This is a genomic window from Xanthomonas sp. WHRI 1810A, from assembly GCF_040202885.1.
Classification (GTDB): Bacteria; Pseudomonadota; Gammaproteobacteria; order Pseudomonadales; family Pseudomonadaceae; genus Aquipseudomonas.
In genome coordinates this window covers 25532-47477 of record NZ_JBEGED010000003.1, presented here as the reverse complement: position 1 = coordinate 47477, position 21946 = coordinate 25532, and the positions used below count along the sequence as shown (strand labels likewise).

Annotated in this window: 21 protein-coding genes; 4 read left to right on the top strand and 17 right to left on the bottom strand. The window is 60.8% G+C overall.

The genetic code is table 11. The annotated features are described in order from the left end of the window. Positions 1-63 precede the first annotated feature (63 nt). Positions 64-2004, bottom strand: a complete 1941-nt coding sequence (locus tag ABQX22_RS06285) for a HAMP domain-containing methyl-accepting chemotaxis protein (RefSeq protein ID WP_349797605.1) — start codon at positions 2002-2004, stop codon at positions 64-66. Between the two features lie 430 nt (positions 2005-2434). On the opposite strand from ABQX22_RS06285, the gene ABQX22_RS06280 reads away from it, so the two are divergent. From ABQX22_RS06280 to ABQX22_RS06270, 3 genes are read left to right on the top strand one after another with little or no spacing between them, the layout of a single operon-like run. Further along, positions 2435-3118, top strand: a complete 684-nt coding sequence (locus tag ABQX22_RS06280; RefSeq protein ID WP_349797604.1) for a hypothetical protein — start codon at positions 2435-2437, stop codon at positions 3116-3118. 20 nt (positions 3119-3138) lie between these two features. After that, positions 3139-4470 (top strand): lipase family protein, encoded by a 1332-nt coding sequence (locus ABQX22_RS06275; RefSeq protein ID WP_349797603.1) that lies wholly within the window; start codon positions 3139-3141, stop codon positions 4468-4470. Further along, positions 4467-5297 carry a hypothetical protein gene (locus tag ABQX22_RS06270; RefSeq protein ID WP_349797602.1) on the top strand — a complete coding sequence of 277 codons (831 nt, stop codon included), beginning with the start codon at positions 4467-4469 and terminating at the stop codon, positions 5295-5297. Before ABQX22_RS06275 ends, ABQX22_RS06270 begins: the two co-directional genes overlap by 4 nt. A gap of 112 nt (positions 5298-5409) precedes the next feature. On the opposite strand, the gene ABQX22_RS06265 is transcribed toward ABQX22_RS06270, so the two are convergent. The 10 genes from ABQX22_RS06265 to ubiE all read right to left on the bottom strand — a co-directional run bounded on the left by ABQX22_RS06265 (position 5410) and on the right by ubiE (position 13785). Then, a complete protein-coding gene (locus ABQX22_RS06265; protein WP_349797600.1) occupies positions 5410-7326 on the bottom strand; it encodes a methyl-accepting chemotaxis protein in 1917 nt (638 codons plus the stop codon). Positions 7327-7608: 282 nt separating this feature from the next. Then, positions 7609-8316, bottom strand: coding sequence for a 16S rRNA (uracil(1498)-N(3))-methyltransferase (locus ABQX22_RS06260; RefSeq protein WP_349797598.1), 708 nt, complete (start codon positions 8314-8316; stop codon positions 7609-7611). Continuing rightward, complete coding sequence (gene tatC / locus ABQX22_RS06255; RefSeq protein WP_349797596.1) at positions 8313-9125, bottom strand: twin-arginine translocase subunit TatC; 813 nt, start codon at positions 9123-9125, stop codon at positions 8313-8315. Before tatC ends, ABQX22_RS06260 begins: the two co-directional genes overlap by 4 nt. Next, complete coding sequence (gene tatB, locus ABQX22_RS06250) at positions 9122-9667, bottom strand: Sec-independent protein translocase protein TatB (protein WP_349797594.1); 546 nt, start codon at positions 9665-9667, stop codon at positions 9122-9124. Before tatB ends, tatC begins: the two co-directional genes overlap by 4 nt. A gap of 10 nt (positions 9668-9677) precedes the next feature. Continuing rightward, positions 9678-9947 carry a twin-arginine translocase TatA/TatE family subunit gene (locus tag ABQX22_RS06245; RefSeq protein WP_349797592.1) on the bottom strand — a complete coding sequence of 90 codons (270 nt, stop codon included), beginning with the start codon at positions 9945-9947 and terminating at the stop codon, positions 9678-9680. 44 nt (positions 9948-9991) lie between these two features. Then, complete coding sequence (locus tag ABQX22_RS06240; protein ID WP_349797590.1) at positions 9992-10324, bottom strand: phosphoribosyl-ATP diphosphatase; 333 nt, start codon at positions 10322-10324, stop codon at positions 9992-9994. Between the two features lie 2 nt (positions 10325-10326). Continuing rightward, positions 10327-10719, bottom strand: a complete 393-nt coding sequence (gene hisI, locus ABQX22_RS06235; RefSeq protein ID WP_349797588.1) for a phosphoribosyl-AMP cyclohydrolase — start codon at positions 10717-10719, stop codon at positions 10327-10329. A gap of 56 nt (positions 10720-10775) precedes the next feature. Beyond that, positions 10776-12395, bottom strand: a complete 1620-nt coding sequence (gene ubiB / locus ABQX22_RS06230) for a ubiquinone biosynthesis regulatory protein kinase UbiB (RefSeq protein WP_349797586.1) — start codon at positions 12393-12395, stop codon at positions 10776-10778. Further along, on the bottom strand, positions 12392-13015 hold the full coding sequence (locus tag ABQX22_RS06225) for a ubiquinone biosynthesis accessory factor UbiJ (RefSeq protein WP_349797584.1): 624 nt from the start codon (positions 13013-13015) through the stop codon (positions 12392-12394). The genes ubiB and ABQX22_RS06225 overlap by 4 nt, the downstream gene beginning before the upstream one ends. After that, entirely contained in the window at positions 13015-13785 is a 771-nt protein-coding gene (ubiE, locus tag ABQX22_RS06220) for a bifunctional demethylmenaquinone methyltransferase/2-methoxy-6-polyprenyl-1,4-benzoquinol methylase UbiE (protein ID WP_349798144.1), read from the bottom strand. Before ubiE ends, ABQX22_RS06225 begins: the two co-directional genes overlap by 1 nt. A 139-nt stretch (positions 13786-13924) precedes the next feature. On the opposite strand from ubiE, the gene ABQX22_RS06215 reads away from it, so the two are divergent. Then, a complete protein-coding gene (locus tag ABQX22_RS06215; RefSeq protein WP_349797582.1) occupies positions 13925-14212 on the top strand; it encodes a polyhydroxyalkanoic acid system family protein in 288 nt (95 codons plus the stop codon). Here the strand turns inward: ABQX22_RS06215 and ABQX22_RS06210 are convergent. From ABQX22_RS06210 to ABQX22_RS06185, 6 genes are all read right to left on the bottom strand, one after another. Beyond that, positions 14196-14573, bottom strand: a complete 378-nt coding sequence (locus tag ABQX22_RS06210) for a DUF971 domain-containing protein (protein ID WP_349797580.1) — start codon at positions 14571-14573, stop codon at positions 14196-14198. The two genes, ABQX22_RS06215 and ABQX22_RS06210, sit on opposite strands and share 17 nt — an antisense overlap. 138 nt (positions 14574-14711) lie before the next feature. Beyond that, positions 14712-16037 carry an ATP-dependent protease ATPase subunit HslU gene (hslU, locus tag ABQX22_RS06205; RefSeq protein ID WP_349798142.1) on the bottom strand — a complete coding sequence of 442 codons (1326 nt, stop codon included), beginning with the start codon at positions 16035-16037 and terminating at the stop codon, positions 14712-14714. Between the two features lie 75 nt (positions 16038-16112). After that, positions 16113-16658: an ATP-dependent protease subunit HslV gene (gene hslV, locus ABQX22_RS06200; RefSeq protein ID WP_441005247.1), complete on the bottom strand. Its 546-nt coding sequence runs from the start codon at positions 16656-16658 to the stop codon at positions 16113-16115. A gap of 306 nt (positions 16659-16964) precedes the next feature. After that, complete coding sequence (locus ABQX22_RS06195) at positions 16965-17567, bottom strand: SPOR domain-containing protein (protein WP_349797578.1); 603 nt, start codon at positions 17565-17567, stop codon at positions 16965-16967. An 88-nt stretch (positions 17568-17655) separates the two neighbouring features. Further along, the gene (argS, locus tag ABQX22_RS06190; RefSeq protein WP_349797576.1) at positions 17656-19392 is read right to left on the bottom strand and encodes an arginine--tRNA ligase; all 1737 of its coding nucleotides are present in this window, start codon (positions 19390-19392) and stop codon (positions 17656-17658) included. A gap of 223 nt (positions 19393-19615) precedes the next feature. Then, on the bottom strand, positions 19616-21835 hold the full coding sequence (locus ABQX22_RS06185; RefSeq protein ID WP_349797574.1) for a primosomal protein N': 2220 nt from the start codon (positions 21833-21835) through the stop codon (positions 19616-19618). Positions 21836-21946: the final 111 nt, after the last annotated feature.

Below are 21946 nucleotides of genomic sequence, written 5' to 3'. Positions count from 1 at the left end.
AAGGGTGTTGGATGTACCAAAGCCATCGCGGGCAAGCGCGCTCCTACAGTTTTGGATGGCGTTTCAAACCTGAAACCTCCCCACCATCGCCTTCAAATCCTGCCCCAGCCGCGCCAGTTCCGCGCTGGACGCTGCGGTCTGTTCGCTGGCGGCGGCGGTCTGGTCCGAGATGTCACGCACGTTCAAAATGCTGCGGTTGATCTGCTCGGCCACGGCGCTTTGCTCTTCGCCGGCCGTGGCGATCTGCTGGTTCATGTTCTGAATCGTCGAGACGGTGCGGGTGATGTGCTCCAGAGCGCCACCGGCCCGGCGGCTGAGGTCAACGCTGCTGTCGGTCAAGGTGCGGCTGGCATCCAGCGCGTTGACCACCTGCTGCGTGCCGTTTTGCAAGGCAGCGATCAGCTCTTCAATCTCTTCGGTCGATTGCTGGGTGCGCTGCGCCAGGCTGCGGACCTCATCGGCCACGACCGCAAACCCGCGGCCCGCTTCACCGGCACGCGCCGCTTCGATAGCCGCGTTCAGGGCCAGCAGATTGGTCTGCTGCGAGACCGATTTGATGACGTCTAGCACGCCGCCGATCTTGTCGCTCTCGGCCTTCAGCTGACTCATCGCCTGGGTTGAATTGGTGACCTCGCAGGCCAGCCGTTCGATCTGCGCGATGGCCTCATTAACCACGCTGTCCCCCGCACGCGCCTGTTGATCGGCGGAAGAAGCCGCCTCCGACGCTTCCTCGGCATTGCGCGCCACCTCCAGCACGGTCGAGGCCATTTCGTTCATCGCGGTCGCTACCTGATCGGTTTCTTCCTTTTGGCTATTCACCCCGACGCTCGTCTGCTGCGTGACGGCCGACAGCTGCTCGGCGGCGCTGGCAATCTTGGTCACTCCCTCACTGATGCCCCCGATCAGCTGCCGCAGACTGACGGTCATCGTTTGCATGCGCTTTTGCAGCTCGCCCATTTCATCGCGGCGGTTCACCACCAGATCTTTGCTCAGGTCGCCATTGGCAATGCGTTCGGCGGCGCTCAAGGTCTGGCGCAGCGGGGCGATGATCTGCTGCGTGATCAGCCAGGCCGCCAGCAGGCCGAGGGTCATGGCCAGCCCGGCGACACTGGCCAGTGCAGTACGAGAGGCGCCGGCTTCGCTGTCACGGCGAGCGCTCTGCAGGGTGCTCAGTTCGTTGGTCGAGGCCAGCAGCGCTTCGCCCAACGCCTCCATGCTCTCGTGGGCGGCTTCGGTCTTGATCTGAATGTCCTTGAACTGGCCCAGCTGCGTGCGGTAGTTCTGCAGCGCTTGATCCGCGCGTTTCAAGCCGGACACATTGCCGTCCGCCTGATCCTGGGAAATCTGGCCGATCTCCTTGAGTGCCTCATCAATGGCCGTGATCGCTGCCACCTCATACTTCTCCTGACCGCTGAACACGTACGCCAGCAACTCATAGCGGGCGTTCTGAATCTGCCGCCGCAGCTGAAGGATGTTGGTGAACTCATCCAGTTGTTCACGGCTGTCCTGCTCCTGACTCACGGCTTGCAACACTTCACTTTCAACCTGGCCAACGGCTTGCACCGCTTGGTCGGCGTGCTCGTTGAGCAGCAGATTGGACGCGGCGCGCTCCTTGATCAGTTGGCCGAGGTCGGTGAAGGTCTTTTCCAGCGTGCGCACGGTCTCACTCTGGCCGTTAAGCAGCTTGAGCGACTCGGCCTGATCCGCATCGGCGCGCAGCATGGCCAGATGCGCCTCGATTTCATCGAGACGGGCGACGACCCGGGCAGCGCTGTCAGGCGTGTTCTCGGTGCGGAAGGTGATGCGCTCGGCGCGCAGGTCTTTGGTCATGGCGTTGAGCTGACCGATGGCGGTGATCGATTCGGAACGCTCGATCATGGTGTCCAGCCCGTGCCAGCCGGTCAGGGCAATGGCCAGCGTGAGCACGAGCACCAGCCCGAAACCTAATGAAAGCTTGAGTTTGACGCTGGTGTTGCCCAGCGCCTGATTCATCCCTCGAAACATGGCGTATCTCCTGCGAATGACCCATCAAAGCCGCCCTGCGTGAGCAAGGCGTACGTTGAAAGCGCATCGGCAAGAGAGCGAATCGCGCGACCTGAACGGGTCGTAGGAGATTTCTGATTAGCGGGCAGGGGTGACGCGGTTCACAGATTTAGTGCCTGATCGCCACGCACACCCATGGCAAGGGTGAACACCGGTTTTGCAAGCGCTGACGAGTCCAAGAGCTATGAAATGGGGTGGACAGGTGGAACCGCTCAGCCTTGTTCATCGCGCGCTGAAAATTTTGCGGGCCCCCGCAGAGGAAGCGCTACGTAGGAATCATCTTGAAGCTACCTAGGACGCGTCCCGTTCACCTTTGGCGGGATAGAGCACACGCCGGCCTTAATTTACTGTTGCCCGCACCAGGGACGGCCACCGTGATTAAGGAAAAGGTATGAACGACAGACTCCACCGCACAGACACGCTTTGTCCAAATAAAGATGTGTATTGCGGCCCGCAGATCATGCAATGGATCGAATTCCAGCTAGTGGACGAGCAAGGGAACCCGTTGGCTAACATGCCTTACCGCGTTATCAACGAGGCCACCCGCATTGCTCTCGTTCCTGAGTTTTCAGGCCAAAGCGATGCTTCTGGGATGATTCGTCTGGACGGGTTGCATCCGTTGGCCGTCACGCTGCTGATCGCGGCCGATCCTCTGGCGCAGGTTTTGCAAACCCGGCGCTTGCGTGCTAAGCGGGCTGAGCCACACAGGCCCCGAGTGGGGGATCGCACACCGCTGTATAGCCCTCAACGCTCCGGCTTTTCGCCTATTGAACAGCAGGCTCATGCAGCCGGGCATAGCTACCACTATCTGCGTATTGGACAAGTCTGCGACCGGTTGCCGACTCTGGATCCGCCTCTGCCGGATCCCGAGCAACCTCCGCTGTATCACTTTCCGGACCGCAATTACAGTGGCTTCACTGTTGGGGACGACCAACTGGATCGCCGACACGTGCTGGAAATCTGTCCTCTACGCGCATGGTCGCTGGTGTTGCATCATCAGGCTGAGTACAGCTTGGCCAATGCCTACAACCTTGGGCTAATGAGCATCCTGGCGTACAGCACGAGCCCGATCTGAAGTATGGATCGGTCAGGCAGTTGTTTGAACAGCAATGTCTGGACCTTTCTCGCACACCTCGCGTGCAGGACGAACAACGGGACTGGCCTTGCCTGGTCGTGGATGTGCCCTTCGATGGCCGCTATACAGAAGTTGAACCGCTGGATACGAGCAAGGCTGCCCTCCCTGAAGGCAATACACAGCTGTTCTACGCCATCAGTGCTTCACAGGTCTTGGTCGCGTGGCGAGGTACTGAAATGAACGGTATCGCAGACCTCGCGGCTGATCTTACCTTTCGCCCGGTCGCGGCTGATGTAGCGGCCATGTGCGAGACGAAGGTGCCCTGCGAGGGTTTGACTCCCGAGGGCAGTGTGCATATGGGGTTTCGGGATGGGTTTGAGGTAGTGCGAAAGATTTATTCTACGAATTTGGGAGAAACACTTCCTAAAGCCGCTGAAGATAAGAGTCTTTTCATTTGCGGCCACAGCCTTGGGGGTGCGCTCGCGCTTATTCAAGCGGCATCGCTAAAAGACCTAAAACCATTGCTCTACACATATGGCATGCCACGCACCTTCACCCTAAAGGCCATCCAGTGCCTTAGCGATCTATGGCATTTCCGTCACGTCAATGACGCTGATGTGGTCCCCCGGGTCCCACCCGAAGCAGCGCTGGATAATTATCTTTACGACCTATGGGGACCCGCTGGGGTGATGATGGGGTTTAGCTGGTCTGTGCGTCAGGCACTGGCAACCGCGGTTTACAAGCACGGCGACCCGTTCAGCCATCACGGCGAAATTGCGATGTTTTACAAAGCCGAGCAACACACACAGGTTCTACAAGAGATTTATCCTGCTTATCGCGACCCGAAAGGCCGACCCTATCAACGAGCCATCGCTTACCGTTTGCAGCGGAGTACGAAGCTCTATTTAGTCCCAAGTCTTAGTGATGCGGATAACCATCAGGCCAATCAAGATCAGGAAAGCCTGATTAAATCGTTGGACGCAGAAAGCCGAGCAAAGCATTTCCCCCGTTATGGCAATCCTGACGTCAGCGGTATGCTGGGTATCGGTGATCACTTCATGTCGAAGTATCAGCCCTATATCCATGACCAGCTGATGGAATTGATCAATCCTGAACGCGAGAAGCTGCTGGACCTTCAAGACGAACGCAAAAAATTCGAACAGCAGATGAAGGAATATGACGGGCGCATTCCAGAGGACGAGTACGCCCGCAATCGCGTATTTCTCGGACTGCAAAAAATGATGGATATGGCCTTGCGCGTCACGTTACAGAGCGAAGGTGGCCCCGAAGCATTACAGCGGTTCGACAACGTCGCCCAATCCAAGGCGTTTTACGCGAAACTGATCCGATGAGCTCCTCCTCAACAATCAAGAACATAGCTCTAGGCGTTAGGGTTTCAGGGCTTTTGGTTGCTTTCAGCTTGAGCGGTTGCCGCCAGGATTACAGCCTCAACCCGCCTCCAGACAGCGAACAGGTCATTGTAACCGTCAAAGTGCCCGAAGAACTTAAAGCGGAAACTATGCAGGTGATGTATAGATCAACCCTTTGCACTTTCATTAACCACAATGCAAACGGTACGCCTTACAGTCGCGACGGCTATCAGCAAATTGAACTGGAGCCTATGCGTCAGGGAAAAACTGAGCTTTATCAAACTAAGCTGGCAATTGATGGCGGGGGTGCATGCAAATGGCGTTTGAGTAATGTGACGTTCGGCGTTGCTTATGTCTACCCGACCCGTTTTGGCGAGGACGTGAGATATGGTGCTGGAGGTGGGATGGTGGTGATTTTTGATCACAACAACTCGCCACGCGGGGGTGCAACTTGGAAAGTCGAAGGGGATTTGAATGTTCAGAAAGACTATTACCCATGGCTACACCAGAGCTTCATTGGAGGTGATAAGCAGTCTATTAGCTTGGCTGGCGAGGGTAAGATTTATTTGACGTATGAAGCAATTAACGCTCGCCATGTCTATTTCGAACCCATCTTACATTCTAATTTCGTTCTGCGTTCATTAGGGCCAAAGGAAAAGAAGGGCGGTGAATACACGTCTTACACTTATCCCGATGGCACCGTCTTCGCCGACGGTCGTAGTCATCCAAACTTTCGTAAGTTAGAGGAGATTCGGCTCAGCGCAGAAAACAAACAAGGACAGCCTGAACCCGGCCCAGGCAGTGAGTAGGCTATTTGAGTTGAGTCATTACTCATACGATCGACCACTAACCTATTCCGAGCCCTCCTGACGCAGCGTAACGCCAGCCGCGCCCACGGCAAGCGTGGGCGCGATCAGTTGTTTAAACGCGGAAACGCCCGACCAAGGTCTGCAAGTGCGTACCCAGGCGTGCCAACTCGACGCTGGACGCTGCGGTTTCTTCACTGGCGGCGGACGTTTGCTCGGAGACGTCGCGCACGTTGAGGATGCTGCGGTTGATTTCTTCGGCGGTTGCGCTTTGCTGTTCAGCGGCTGCGGCGATTTGCTGGTTCATGGCCTGGATCGCGGACACGGTCTTGGTGATGTTCTCCAGCGAGCTGCCGGCGCGACGGGTCAAGGCCACGCTGCTGACCGTCAGCTCACGGCTGTTGTCCATGATGGTCGAGACCTGTTGCGTGCCGTTCTGCAGGCCGGCAATCAGGGCTTCGATTTCTTCAGTGGATTTCTGGGTGCGCTGAGCCAGGCTGCGCACTTCATCGGCCACGACCGCAAAACCTCGCCCGGCTTCGCCTGCGCGGGCTGCTTCGATGGCCGCGTTGAGGGCCAGCAGGTTGGTTTGCTGCGCCACGGACTTGATCACGTCCAGCACGCTGCCGATCTTGTCGCTTTCGCGTTTGAGCTCGCCCATGGCCTCGGTGGAATGGCCCATTTCAGCGGCCAGGCGCTCGATCTGATCGATGGCCTCGCTGACGACCTTGTCGCCTTCGCGCGCTTGCTGGTCGGCTGCAACGGCGGCTTCAGAGGCCTCCTCGGCGTTGCGCGCCACTTCCTGCACCGTCGCCGCCATTTCATGCATGGCGGTGGCGACCTGGTCGGTCTCCACTTTCTGGCTGTTGACCCCGGCGCTGGTCTGCTCGGTGACCGCTGACAACTCTTCGGCGGCGCTTGCGATCTGGGTCACGCCGTCACTGATGCCGCTGACCAATTGGCGCAGGTTGACGGTCATGCGCTGGATGCTGCTCTGCACCTTGCCCAACTCGTCCCGGCGCTGAACATCAAGGTTGTGGGTCAAGTCGCCGGAGGCAACGCGGTCGACCGCCGCCAGGGTGTCGCGCAGGGGATGAGTGATCTGGCGGGTGATGATCCATGCGGCGATGAGGCCCAGCAGCAGCGCCAACACGGTCACGGTGATCAATGTCGTCTTGGCGCTCTCGCTGTCGGCGTCGCGTTTGACATTCTGGGAAGCGTTCAACTGGTCGCTGGTGTCGAGCAACTGTTGGCCCAGCACGTTCATCCTGTCCAGCGCCTGCCTGCTGGCCAGCTGCGCCTCTCGGTAGGCGCCGACGGCCCCGCGATAGCCTTTGAGCGCGACGGACGCACGCTGCAACTGCGGCAGGTATTGCGACGAAATTTCGCCCGCCAAGGTGTCGATCCCGGTCTGGGCATCGTCAATGGCACCCGTTGCGTTCTTCTCGAAATCCGGGTTGCCGCTGTAGGTGTAACCGCGTACCTGGAAGCGTGCCTGCTGAAGCTTTTTGCTGACGTCTACCGCACTGTTGTACTGAAGGATGTCGTCTTGCAACAGCAGAGCACCCTCGATCTTGCCGACCTCATCCACGGCAGCGTCGGCCGTTGCGCCCAGATTGACCCGAGTGGCTTCGCGGGCCTGGATAGCCTTGGCCATGTCATCAAACGCGCGTCGATAGTCAGCGGCGGCCTGCGTTTGTGCATCCAGTCGCTTGAGGTCGTCAACGCCAGTAATGCTCGCCCGCGCCGTCTTTACCGCAGCATCGAGCTGATCGAGTGTTTTGATTACCTCGGCGGCAGCTTCGGGAGTGAATTTCGCGTCATAGACCATCCGCGCGATGCGCAGCTCAAGGGTGCTTTCGCTGACCTGCGAGATATTGCCCAGCTTGTCGCCTCGCACGATCACCGAGTTCACACCGGACCAGCCGGCAAGCATGGTGATCACCGTGAGCAGGAGCACAAGGCCAAAGCCGATACCCAGCTTGAGACTGACACTTGCATTGGCAAGACGTTGGGCAAACCAGCGAGTCATGATGATTCCTTCAGCAGTGTTGTCGTTGATGTCTGTGCATCGGCGCCGGGCGGCGGAACTGAAGGGCTGTGGACGATTACCGGATGAAGCGTGCTTGTGAAATGGGGCGTTGACGCAGAACGGTGGGAGGGAGCTTGCTCGCGATCGCTGTACATCCGGGACATATCAGGGAAGTGACACGCCGCATCGCGAGCAAGCTCCCTCCCACAAAAATTTGCGTGGGCTCGGCATCGGGGAGGCTGCCGGGATCCTTGTTGGAGTATGGCTTTGCCTGCAAAGGGGTCAGAACAGGCGCGAGAGGAGGGCGGTGACGGCTGTTTCGACGCGCAGGATGCGTTCACCGAGTTGCACCGGTTGCAGCCCGGCCTTGCGCAACAGCTCGACTTCGTAGGGTATCCAGCCACCTTCGGGGCCGATGGCCAGGGTGACGGGTTGTTCAACCGCGCGGGGACACGCCGGGAAATCACCGGGGTGACCGACCAGGCCTAACGTGCCCTCGACCAGCGCAGGCAGCCGGTCCTCGACGAAGGGCTTGAAGCGCTTCTCGATGACGATCTCAGGCAGCACGCTGTCCCGGCCCTGTTCCAGGCCCAGAATCAGTTGCTCACGAATCGCCTCAGGTTCCAGAAACGGCGTCTGCCAGAAGCTCTTCTCGACGCGGTAGCTGTTGAGCAGGACGATTTTAGGCACACCCATGGTGGCAACGGTCTGAAACAACCGACGCAGCATCTTGGGCCGTGGCAGCGCCAATAGCAGCGTCAGCGGCAGCTTGGCAGGCGGCGGATCATCAAAGCTGACGGACAGCTCGGCTTCCTGGGGCTCGAGCCGAAGCACCGCGGCGCTGCCCATCAAGCCGCCCACTCGCCCGACACGCAGGGTGTCGCCCACCACTGAGCGGTGGACGTCCTGCATGTGCTTGAAGCGGCGATCGCGCAAAACGACGCGATCCGCCGCGATGAAGTCAGCGTCTTCCAGTAGCAGCAGATTCACAACTGAGTCGCTGGCGGCTGATCCTGTTTGTCTTTCTCGTCCTGTGCGTCTTCAGCGGCCTTGTCGTCCTCATGATCACCGCGCTTGGTGATCATCGAGCTGCAGAGCACCCCGATTTCGAACAACAGCCACATCGGCACCGCGAGCAGTGTCTGGGAGAAGATGTCCGGCGGCGTCAGGATCATTCCGACCACGAAGCAGCCGATCACCACATACGGGCGAATCTTCTTCAGGTATTTGACGTCGACGATGCCGATCCACACCAGCAGCACGACGGCCACCGGAATCTCGAACGCCACGCCAAAGGCAAAGAACAGCGTCATGACGAAGTCCAGATAACTGGCGATGTCCGTCATCATCGACACCCCTTCGGGGGTCACGCTGGCGAAGAAGTGGAAGATCAGCGGGAAGACCAGGTAATACGCGAACGCCATGCCCGCGTAGAACAGCACGATGCTGGACACCAGCAATGGCACGGCGACGCGTTTTTCGTGCTTGTACAGACCGGGTGCGATAAAGCCCCAGACCTGATGAAGGATCACCGGCATCGCGAGGAACAGCGCCACCATCATCGTCAGTTTGAACGGCGTGATGAAGGGCGATGCGACGTCGGTCGCGATCATCGTCGCGCCTTCGGGCAGGAACACCCGAAGCGGTGCCGACACGAAGGTGTAGATCTTCTGGGTGAAGTAGAACAGGCAGCCGAAGATCACGAAGATCGCCAACACGCACCGCAGCAGGCGCGAACGCAGTTCAGTGAGGTGCGAGATCAGCGGCATTTGCTGGTCGTTTTCCGGGATATTGCTCATGGGGCTCGCGGTGGCAATGACGAATCGTTGGCGGAAGGCGCACGTTGCACCGGCACGGGAGGGACAGGCGCCGGTTCGGCAGCAGGGCCCGGATGGACAGGTTCGGCGTTCACCGACGCGGTTTCAGCCGGCGCTGCCGGGCCTATGTCGGCGCTGTGCGGCGCGGGGGTCGGCGTGGGAAGAATCGGCGCAGGAAGAATCGGCGCAGGCGGCGCTGCGGTGACCGGCAATGGCGTATCGACCACCGGTGAACTCGCGGGCGGCGTCTGCGGCGCAACGGGTTCGGTCGGCGTGTGCTGCGGCGAGAGAATCTTGCGCGCTTCCTGCTCCATCGAGAGGATGTGTTCGTTATGCAACTGACGGCGAATCTCGTCAGCGCCAATTTCGCGTTCAACTTCCTGTTTGATCGCATTGAAGCTGCGTTTCAAGCGCCCGACCCAGAGCCCGGCTGTACGTGCTGCGCCCGGCAAACGCTCGGGGCCCAGCACCAGCAGGGCCACGAGCCCGACGAGCAGCAGTTCAGAGAAGCTGATACCAAACATGCGTCACGACCTAGTCTTTGCGAATGGGCTCTTCGACTTTATGCGCTTGCGCGTCGATGGTGTGTGGCTGGTTCAACGGCGAAGACGCCGGGGTGTGCGGCTGGGGTTGTGGCTGAACCGGTGGTTGTTCCGGGGTTTTCTCTTCGTCGCTCATGGCCTTGCGAAAGCCTTTGATCGATTCGCCAACGTCAGTGCCAAGGCCTTTGAGCTTCTTGGTGCCGAATACCAGCACGACCACGATCAGAATGACGATCCAGTGTTTCCAGTCAAAAATACCCATGACGCGTTCCTCGTAATAAATTCAGAGCCCGTAAGCGTGAGTGTTCATTCAGCCGAACGAGCAGCCTTTTCGTCGTGACCGGACAGCCCGAAACGGCGATCCAGTTCGTCAAGCACGGCCTGTGGATGTTGGCCCAGTGACGCAAGCATCACCAGGCTGTGGAACCAGAGGTCGGCGGTTTCATAAATGACATCGCTGCAATCGCCACTGATGGCGGCGTCCTTGGCGGCGATGATCGTTTCAACCGACTCTTCGCCGACTTTTTCCAGAATCTTGTTCAAGCCCTTGTGATACAGACTGGCGACGTAAGAGCTGTCGGCAGCCGCGCCTTTGCGTGCTTCGAGCACGTCAGCAAGACGGGACAAGGTATCAGTCATGTTCAGTGTCCTGCTTGATAAATGGCATCGGGGTCTTTGAGCACCGGGTCCACGGTCTTCCACCCTGCGTCATCGTATACGCGATAGAAGCAGCTTTCACGGCCGGTGTGGCAAGCGATGCCGCCGATCTGTTCAACCATCAGGATGATGACGTCGGCGTCACAGTCCAGACGCAGTTCGTGCAGCTTTTGTACGTGGCCGGATTCTTCGCCCTTACGCCACAGCCTGGCACGGGAGCGCGACCAGTAGATGGCGCGATTTTCTGCGGCGGTCAGGCTCAAGGCTTCGCGGTTCATCCAGGCCATCATCAACACGCGCCCGGTTTTGTGATCCTGGGCAATCGCCGGCACCAGGCCGTCGCTGTTCCAGTGAATCTCGTCCAGCCAGTCTTTCATCGTCGGCTCCGGCCGCTCTATCGAAGGGTTAGTGTGCCAGCGGTCCGCGCCGATGGCTATCGGCGAACGACCAGATACAGACCGGCCACCAGCATGATCCAGGTCGGCACGGCATTCAATGCGGCCCATTCGGCGCCCGATTGCACGTGGGCCGAGGCCATCACCGCGCCACCCGCCAGCAACGCAGCGCCGATCAGTCGCAACGCCCAGTGATCGCCGCGCTCCCGCCAGGGTGGGGGCGGATCGTAACGATGGGGCTGCGACATGCGCTCCAGCAAATCCCGGGTCATGCCGGCCAGATGCGGGATCTGCTCGACCTGGGATTGCAGGTTGCCCAGCAGGGTTTTAGGGCTGACCCGCTCGCGCATCCAGCGTTCTAGAAATGGCTGGGCGGTGGTCCACAAATCCAGGTCCGGGTACAGCTGACGGCCCAGGCCTTCGATGTTGAGCAGGGTTTTCTGCAGCAGCACCAGTTGCGGCTGGACTTCCATGTTGAAGCGGCGTGCAGTCTGGAACAGACGCATCAACACCTGGCCGAAGGAAATGTCTTTCAGCGGTTTTTCGAAGATGGGTTCGCACACGGTACGGATCGCGGCTTCGAATTCATTGAGCTTGGTTTCCGCCGGCACCCAGCCCGAATCGATGTGCAGCTGGGCGACACGCCGATAATCGCGCTTGAAGAACGCGAACAGGTTGCGCGCCAGATAGTCCTGGTCCTCAGGCGTAAGGCTGCCGACGATCCCGCAATCGATGGCGATGTACATCGGGTTCCACGGCTTGACGTTGCTGACGAAGATGTTGCCAGGGTGCATGTCGGCGTGGAAAAAGCTGTCGCGAAACACCTGGGTGAAGAACAACTCGACGCCGCGCTCGGCGAGCATTTTCATGTCGGTGCGCTGGTCGGCGAGGGTGGCCAGATCGGTGACCTGAACGCCGTAGATGCGCTCCATCACCAGCACTTTCGGCCGGCACCAGTCCCAGTAGACCTGCGGCACGTAGAGCAGGTCCGAGCCTTCGAAATTGCGTCGCAGCTGGCTGGAGTTGGCCGCTTCGCGCAGCAGGTCGAGTTCGTCGTAGATGGTTTTTTCGTAATCGAGGACCACGTCCACCGGGTGCAACAGCCGCGCATCGGCGGACAGGCGCTCAGCGATACGGGCCAGAATGAACAGCCACGCCAGGTCAGAGCCGATGATCGGCTTGAGGCCCGGACGCACGACCTTGACCACCACTTCCTCACCGGTCTTGAGCTGAGCCGCATGCACCTGCGCCACCGACGCCGAGGCCAGCGGCTCGACATCAAACCGGCTGAACACCTGGCTGATCTTCGCGCCCAACTGAGATTCGATCAGGTCGATGGCTTTCTGCGACTCGAACGGTGGCACCCGGTCCTGCAGCCGCATCAGCTCGTCGGCGATGTCTTCGGGCAACAGGTCGCGGCGGGTCGACAGCAACTGGCCGAACTTGATGAAGATCGGGCCGAGGTCCTGCAATGCCAGCCGCAGGCGTGCGCCGCGTGACAGCTCGCTTTTGCGGCGCGGCAGCCAGCGCCACGGCAACACATAGCGCACCGCCAACAGCCACCACGGCAGCGGCAAAGCGAACAGCAGGTCATCGAGGCGGTAGCGGATTACGACGCGCTGGATGCGAAACAGACGGCGGACGGCAAGCAGGCTCATGCGTTATCGCTGGATTGGAGGGATTGGGCGAGGCGTTCGAAGCGGGCTTCGAGGCGTTCGAGGTCTTGTTTGGTCTGGTCGATTTCGGCGAAGCGCGCTTCGGCCTCGCGTTTGCCGACCAGCGCGCGTGATTCTTCGCTCAGGTATTCGCCCAGGTTACGGCTCAGGCTTGCGGCGGTGTCACGGGTCCAGTTCGCGCGGCTGCGCACATGCGCGCCGATCAGCGGGCTGGCAACCGGGCCGAGCCAGCGCGACAGCTCGTATTCCCAGTCCAGATCCAGGTCCTGCAGCACACCCACCAAGTCCAGGAGGACACCGCTCTCACCGTCGAGCTCGACGTCCGGGCCGTGCAGCACGGCCGTTTTGTCCTTGCTCAGCGCCAGACGCACCAGGCTGGCGGCGGGCGCGCGCAAGGTGCAGTCGGCGCCGGCGTCCCAGTTGGACGCCAGCATCAAGCCGTCGTCGCTGGGCAGGATGAACAGCTGGAACGCCGGGCTGGTACAGACTACGGCGATCACTTTGCCGCTGAGCCGATCAAGGCGCGGCAACGCGGTGCTGTCCATGCGCAGCACGCGGTTGATGCCGTATTCGGCACTTGCAAGCAGGCCGCGAAGCAGCATCAGGGCTTGATGCCGCGGTGCAGGGCAACGATGCCGGAGGTCATGTTGTGGTACGTCACGCGGTCGAACCCGGCATGAACCATCATCGCCTTGAGGGTTTCCTGGTCCGGGTGCATGCGGATCGATTCAGCCAGGTAGCGATAGCTTTCGGAGTCGTTGGTGATCAGCTTGCCGGCCAGCGGCATGAAGGCGAACGAGTAAGCGTCGTAGATCTTGGACATGATCGGGTTGGTCGGCTTGGAGAACTCCAGTACCAGCAAACGACCGCCCGGCTTGAGTACGCGCAGCATCGACGCGATGGCGTCTTCCTTGTGGGTGACGTTGCGCAGGCCGAAGGCGATGGTGACGCAGTCGAAATAGTTGTCCGGGAAGGGCAGCTTTTCAGCGTCGGCCTGGACGAAGCTCATGTTGCCGGCGACGCCGCGGTCCAGCAGGCGGTCGCGACCGACACGCAGCATGGACTCGTTGATGTCGGCCAGTACGACTTCGCCGGTGGGGCCGACCAGGTGCGAGAACTTTTTCGCCAGATCGCCCGTGCCGCCCGCGATATCGAGGACGCGGTTACCGACGCGCACGCCGGACAGTTCGATGGTGAAGCGCTTCCACAGGCGGTGCATGCCGCCGGAAAGCACGTCGTTCATCAGGTCATACTTGGCGGCAACGGAGTGAAAAACCTCAGCCACTTTGTCGGCTTTCTGGTTTTCAGGGACGGTTTTGTAACCGAAATGGGTGGTGGGTTCGGCATCGCTGCCTTTGCGCGGATCATTCATATCGCTGTCACCGGAATAAAGTGCGGCCATTCTAATCGCCGGGGCTGGCTTTGTCTTGACAAGGCTTGCGGCGAACAGTTTCTTCGCTGTGAGCCGCTGGTATAGTGCGCCCACGATTTACCCCTAAAGGAGTCCCTGAATGGCCCGAATTACCGTTGAACGCGCCCATTCTCTGGGCAAGGACAAAGCCCGGGAAAAGGCCGAGGTCATGCTGCAAAAACTGTCGGACAAATATGGCATCGCCCACGAATGGGAAGGTGACACGGTCGCCCTGGAAGGCAAGGGCGCCAAAGGCACGGTCGACGTTGAAGACGAGCTTGTACGGGTCAACATCGAGCTGAATTTTTTCCTGTCGGCCATGAGCGGATCGATCCAGACCGAGGTCGAGAAGCAGCTGGATAAAGTCCTGTTCACAACATCAGCTTGATGACCTGCTCGGAAGGGTCGCGGGTTTTACCGGCGGCTTTCAATTCGGCCAGGTAGTCCTCCCACAGCGCCTCCTGGCGTTGCGCCAATTGGTAGAGATATTCCCAAGTGAACAGCCCGCTGTCATGACCGTCGTCGAAGGTCAATTTCAGTGCGTACTGACCGGCCGGCTCCACCTTGCTCAGCCCGACGCCCAGCTTGCCGAACTGCAGAATCGGATTGCCATGGCCCTGCACCTCAGCCGATGGCGAATGCACTCGCAGGAATTCGGCAGGCAGGTGGTATTCCTCGCCGTCGCCGTATTTCAGCGTGAGGGTTTTGGAGGCTTTGTGCAGCTGGATGGCGGTGGGGAGTTTGGTCATGGGTGATTGACTCAAGCGTGCGCGGCAACCATGGTCCTTGTAGGAGTGAGCTTGCTCGCGATGTGATCTGTCAGACGATGATTAGTCGATCTGGACTGGCGCATCGCGAGCAAGCTCACTCCTACAGGAGGGTGCGACTTAGAGGATATACCGCGACAGATCTTCGTCCGCCGCCAGCTCGCCCAAGTGGCTATTGACGTATTCAGCGTCGATCCTGATGGTCTCGGCGTCCTGTGCGCTGGCCAGGTCGCCGGCGCTGAAGGACACCTCTTCCAGCAGGCGTTCGAGCAGCGTATGCAGTCGACGGGCACCGATGTTCTCGGTCTTTTCGTTCACTTGCCAGGCAATCTCGGCCAGACGCTTGATGCCTTCAGGCAAGAACTCGATGTTCAGGCCTTCGGTCTTCAGCAGCTCGCGATATTGTTCGGTGAGCGACGCATGAGGTTCGCTGAGAATGCGCTCGAAGTCCTGCGGGCTCAGTGCCTTGAGTTCGACGCGGATCGGCAGACGGCCTTGCAGCTCAGGTACCAGATCGCTCGGCTTGCTCAAGTGGAACGCGCCGGAAGCGATGAACAGGATGTGGTCAGTCTTGACCATGCCCAGCTTGGTATTGACCGTGCAGCCTTCGATCAGCGGCAGCAGATCGCGCTGCACGCCTTCACGGGACACGTCGGCGCCACCCACATTGCCGCGCTTGGCGACTTTGTCGATCTCGTCGATAAACACGATGCCGTGCTGCTCGACCGCTTCCAGCGCTTTGGCTTTCAGCTCTTCGTCGTTGACCAGGCGACCCGCTTCTTCGTCGCGCACCAGTTTCAGCGCTTCCTTGACCTTCAGCTTGCGGCTCTTCTTCTTGCCCTTGCCCATGTTGGCGAAAAGGCTCTGCAGCTGGTTGGTCATTTCTTCCATGCCAGGCGGCGCGGAAATATCGACACCGGCCATTTCAGCCACTTCGATTTCGATTTCCTTGTCGTCCAGCTGCCCTTCGCGCAGGCGTTTGCGGAACAGCTGACGGGTGTTGGTATCCGACGGCGACGCTTCATCCTGGAAGCCGCGAGCGGGCGGCAGCAGCGCGTCGAGGATGCGGTCTTCGGCGGCGTCTTCGGCGCGATGGCGGACCTTGACCATTTCCTGTTCCCGCAGCAGCTTCATGGCCGCATCAGCGAGGTCACGGATGATGGACTCGACATCGCGGCCCACATAGCCGACTTCGGTGAACTTGGTGGCTTCGACTTTGATGAACGGCGCATTGGCCAGCTTGGCCAGGCGACGGGCGATTTCGGTTTTACCGACACCGGTAGGGCCGATCATCAGGATGTTCTTGGGCGTGACTTCGACGCGCAGCTCTTCGGGCAGCTGCATCCGGCGCCAGCGATTACGCAGCGCAATGGCGACGGCGCGCTTGGCATCGTCCTGGCCGATGATATGGCGATTGAGTTCGTGGACGATTTCACGGGGAGTCATGGACATGATTTTCAATGGACCTGGGGTGCGAAAAGGCGTGGCAGGCCGCGACCAGGCGCGGCCAGTGCCAGACGCTTATTCAGCGAGGTCCTGCTCCTCAATGGTGATGTTGTGGTTGGTGAACACGCAGATGTCGCCGGCGATGTGCAGCGCGGTTTCGGCGATTTCACGGGCAGACAGCTCGGTTTTCAGCAGCAGGGCGCGGGCAGCGGCTTGAGCGAACGCGCCGCCTGAGCCCATGGCGATCAAGCCGTCTTCAGGTTCGACTACGTCGCCGTTGCCGGTGATGATCAACGACGCGTCTTTGTTGGCGACTGCCAGCATGGCTTCCAGACGACTCAGGGAACGGTCGGTGCGCCACTCTTTGGCGAGCTCGACGGCGGCGCGGATCAGATGGCCCTGGTGCTTTTCCAGCTGGCCTTCAAAGCGCTCGAACAAGGTGAAGGCGTCGGCGGTGGCACCGGCGAACCCGGCGATGACTTCGCCGTGGTACAGGCGACGGACTTTCTTCGCGTTGCCTTTCATGACGGTGTTGCCCAGGGAAACCTGGCCGTCGCCCGCCATGACGACTTTGCCGTGGCGGCGCACTGAAACGATGGTGGTCAAGGGGAGAGTCTCCACGCTGCGGGGCGAAAATGCCCTGATGCAAACTCATATGGGGGTGGGGGCGGGTTTTTCAACTGCTGAGGGGGATGGGGGATGAATGGTGGGACGATCCAGGGATCGCTTCTGCCGAAGGCGTGGGAGCTGGCTTGCCTGCGATCTGGCGCGCAGCGGCAGTAAATCCGGCAACCGTAGAACTTCAGGTTAATCGCGGTGGCAGCTATTACGACCGGTTCCCGGTCGATCGTCAGCAAGCTGGACTCCCACGCCCTCCGGGCAGAATCAAAGGCAGTAATGCGGCGTGACGCGCACGCCGCATTGCGCTTACCGACTCTGTCGCTGCTGAAGGAGCAAATTGCTGAAACCACCACCCGCCAGTTGTTTCTGCGCAATGGTCAGTTGTTCGCGGTTGCTGAAGGGGCCGACCAGCACGCGGTACCAGGTTTCGTCCTTCACCGTGCCGGATTCAACGGTTGCCGTCTGGCCGAGGAGAATAATCTGCGCGCGCACTTTTTCGGCGTCGGCCTGCTTGCGGAACGAGCCGGCTTGCAGGAAGAACGTGATCACCGCCGCAGGTTTCGCCACTGGTGGCGCAGGAGGCGGCGTCAAGCCACTGAGCGCGGCCTGGGCACGGGCGGTGTCGATCTTGGCCGCCACCTCCGGCGTCACCGGCGTGGTGGGGGCGACCACCGGCGACGGCGTCTTCTCCGGCACCGCTTCATTGGGCACGATCACTTCCGATTCCGGCAGGAGCGTGTAGAAGTCATATTTGGGCTTGACCGGCGCCGTCGGGCTTGGCGGCGTTTTGTTGGCTTCGGCGATCTTGGCGGCTTTGGCATCAGCGCGCACGCGCTTGATGTCATCGCCCCCGGGTTCCAGCTTCATGAGGAAAACGACGAAAGCACCGACCGTCAGGCCGATTGCCATCCATACCCATCCCGGGATCGGCTGCTTCGCGGGTGCCTGATAACGGCTGGCGCCGCGCTTGGGAGCCGGTTTCTTTTTAACTGCCAACTTACATACGCTCCAGAGTGTCGAGACCCAAGAGTTCCAGGCCTTTCTTGAGGGTGCGGCCGGTCAGGGCAGCGAGACGCAAACGACTTTGTTGTTGCTCGGGGTTTTCGGCGCCGAGGATCGGGCAGTTCTCATAGAAACTCGAGAACAGACCGGCCAGGTCGTAGAGGTAGGCGCACAGCACGTGAGGCGTGCCTTTCTCGGCGACGTTGTTGAGGGTCTCGCCGAACTGTGCAAGCCGCGCGGCCAGTTCCTGCTCCTGCGGCGCATCGAGCATGATCTGACCTTTGCTTTCGTCGAACGCAGCGCCGAGCTTGCGGAACACCCCACTCACGCGGGTATAGGCATACAGCAGATACGGCGCTGTGTTGCCTTCGAAGCTGAGCATCTGATCGAAGTTGAAGCTGTAGTCGCTGGCGCGGTGCTTGGACAGGTCAGCGTATTTCACGGCACTGATGCCAACCACCTTGGCGATGCTGCGCAGTTCGTCTTCGGCGACTTCCGGGTTTTTCTCTTTCACCAGCGTGTAGGCGCGTTCTTCGGCTTCGTCGAGCAGGTCGACCAGCTTCACGGTGCCGCCGTCGCGGGTCTTGAACGGACGGCCATCGGCGCCATTCATGGTGCCGAAGCCCATGTGCTCCATCTGCATGCCGTTGGTGACAAAGCCTGCGCGGCGCGCCACTTCGAACACCTGCTGGAAGTGCAGGGCCTGACGCTGATCGACGAAGTACAAGGCGCGGTCGGCCTTCAAGACGTTGCTGCGGTAACGGACGGCCGCCAGATCAGTGGTCGCGTACAGATAACCGCCGCCAGCCTTTTGCACGATCACCGGCAACGGCGTGTCATCGGCGGTTCTGAATTCTTCGAGGAATACGCACTGGGCGCCGTTGCTCTCGACCAGCAAGCCGGCTTTTTTCAGGTCGGCGACGACGTTGGCCAAATCGTCGTTGTAGGCGCTTTCGCCCATCACATCCTTGGGCGTGAGCTTGACGTTGAGCCGCTCGTAGACTTGCTGACAGTGCGACAGGGAAATGTCCTTGAACCGGGTCCACAGGCTCAGGCATTCGGCGTCACCGGCTTGCAGCTTGACCACCAGACCGCGCGCGCGCTCGGCGAACTCCGGGGATTCGTCGAAGCGGCCTTTGGCGGCGCGGTAGAAGTCTTCAAGGTCCGCCAGTTCGTCGCTGGTGGCCGGGGTTTCCTGCAAGTACGCCAGGAGCATGCCGAACTGCGTGCCCCAGTCGCCCACGTGGTTCTGCCGAATCACGGTGTCGCCGAGAAACTCCAGCACGTTGGCCACACCGTCGCCGATGATCGTCGAGCGCAGGTGGCCGACGTGCATTTCCTTGGCGAGGTTGGGGGCGGACAGATCGACCACCACGCGCTGAGCGGGGCTGACCTTGCGCACTGACAGGGTGGCGTCGGCCAGTGCGGTGTCCAGGCGGGCGGCCAGGGCCTGGGTGTTCTGGAAAAAATTGAGGAAGCCGGGACCGGCGATTTCGACCTTGCTGATCTGCTCGTCAGCGGGCAGCGCGGCGATGAGTTTTTCGGCCAGATCACGCGGCTTCATGCCTGCGGGTTTGGCCAGCATCATGGCGATGTTGCTGGCGAAGTCGCCGTTTTTCTTGTCCCGAGCGTTCTCCACCTGAATCGCTGGCGTCAGCCCTTCCGGCAAGACGCCATCAATGACGAGTTGGCTCAAGGCGTGTTGAATCAGCTGGCGAATGGTGTCTTTCATGATGCTCTCTTCGACCGCAAGCGCGGCAGCGCTTGATGCGCGGGTGGAAAAACGGGGCATTATCCGTTGCCGGAGCCACCTTGCCAACCGCGTTGGATGTGCGGTTGGCCATACGATGTCAATTGTAGGAGCGCGCTTGCCCGCGATCATGTCGTGTCAGCCACCGGAAATAGCGCATGTGCCGACGCGTTCGCGGGCAAGCGCGCTCCTACAGATTTTGCATTTAATACAAATCCACCGGATCCACATCCAGCGACCACCTGACCTGCCGACCGCTGGGCATGTTCTCCAGCGCGAGCAGCCAGGTCGCCAGCAGTTTGTGCAGCGGCGCGCGGGCGTTGGCCTGCACCAGCAGTTGCGCGCGATACCGTCCGGCGCGGCGCTCCATGGGTGCAGGCACCGGGCCCAGCAGCTCGATCCCGCCCAGCGCCATGTCCAGCAACAGCTGTTCGGCTTGCGCGCAGGCTTCGTCCAGAAACCCCTCGGCCTGGCCGGGCTTGTGCGCTTCGGCCCGCAACAGCGCCAGGTGCGAAAACGGCGGCAATCCGGCCGCCCGGCGTTCGCTCAGGGCCTGTTCGGCGAAGGCGAAATAACCTTGTTCGGTGAGCTGAATCAATAGCGGGTGCTCGGCCAGGTGCGTCTGGATAATCACTCGCCCCGGCTCTTCGGCGCGACCGGCGCGGCCGGCAACCTGGACAATCAACTGCGCCATGCGCTCGCTGGCGCGGAAATCACCGGAGAACAACCCGCCGTCTGCGTCGAGGATCGACACCAGCGTCACCCGGGGAAAGTGGTGCCCTTTGGCGAGCATCTGCGTGCCGACCAGAATGCACGGATTGCCCTTCTGGATGGTGGCGAACAACTGATTCATCGCGTCCTTGCGCGAGGTACTGTCGCGATCGACCCGCAGCACCGGGTAGTCCGGGAACAGAATCGCCAACCGCTCTTCGGCACGCTCGGTGCCCGCACCGACGGGCCGCAGATCAACCTTGCCGCACGACGGGCAATTTCGCGGCACCCGCTCGACATGGCCGCAATGGTGGCAGCGCAGTTCGCCGGAGCGTTGATGCACGGTCATGCGCGCATCGCAGCGGGTGCATTCCGACAACCAGCCGCAGTCGTGGCACAGCAGCGTCGGCGCAAAGCCACGGCGGTTGAGAAACACCAGGACCTGCTGACCGGCGGCCAGGGTCTGTCCGATGGCCTGCTGCATGGGGCCGGAAATGCCGCTGTCCAGCGGACGGCTCTTCACATCCAGACGCAGGAAGCGCGGCTGCTGGGCGCCGCCGGCGCGCTGATTCAGGCGCAGGAGCGCGTACCGGCCGGTGTAGGCGTTGTGCAGGCTCTCCAGCGACGGGGTGGCCGAGCCCAGCACGATGGGAATGTCTTCCTGTCGCGCACGCACCAATGCCAGGTCCCGGGCGTGATAACGCAACCCTTCCTGCTGTTTATAGGAACCGTCGTGTTCTTCATCAATGATGATCAGGCCGGGGCTCTTCATCGGCGTGAACAGTGCCGAACGCGTACCGATGATGATATCGGCCTCGCCGTCCCGCGCCGCCAGCCAGGCATCCAGCCGGTCGCGGTCATTCACGTTGGAATGCACGAGGGCGATGCGCGCGTTGAAGCGCTGCTCAAAGCGCGCGAGGGTCTGCGGGCCGAGGTTGATTTCCGGGATCAGCACCAGCGCCTGCTTGCCCGCCTCAAGGGTTTCGCGGATCAGCTGAAGATAGACCTCGGTCTTGCCGCTGCCTGTGACGCCTGCCAGCAGCGACGCATGAAAGCTGCCGAAGCCGGCGCGGATGGCCTCGTACGCCGCACGCTGCTCGGGGTTGAGTGGCAGCTCCGGTTGCGCCAGCCAGCGCTCGTGACGCTCGGCCGGCTTGTGGCAGCGCACCTCGACCTGCACCAACTCCTTGGCCAGCAGCAGATTCAGGCTTTCGCGATTGAGCATCAGCTTGCTGAGTAACTGATGGGCGACTCCGTGCGGGTGCTGGGCCAGTGTCGTCAGCGCTTCTTTTTGCTTCGGCGCGCGCGCGATCCGCGGGTCGTCGAGGCTGGCGTTCGGCGCGACCTGCCAGAACCGCTCCTGCCGAGACTCGGCCGGCTCGCCCTGACGTAGCAGCACCGGCAGCGCCCAGCTCAAGGTGTCGCCCAGGCTGTGCTGATAGTACTGGGCGGTCCACAGGCACAGCTTGAACAGCGCCGGTGGCAGCGGGGCTTCACTGTCCAGCACGACGATGGCGGGTCGCAGCTTGTCCGCAGGCACTTCGCTGTGATCAGTGACTTCCACCAGAATCCCGATCATCTCCCGTCGCCCGAACGGCACTCGCACACGCATGCCCGGTTGCAGGTCGCCGCTCGATACCCCGTCCGGTGCCCGGTAGTCGAACAGGCGGCGCAGGGGCGAGGGCAGGGCGAGGCGCAAGATGGCGTCGGGCACGCGGGGGATATCCTGTTACGGAGTATGACGAAGGGCGCGATCTTAGCAGACGGTCGGTGTAAACGTTGGCTTGCGTGCTTTGCAATGTCTGGTACTATGCGCGGCCTAATT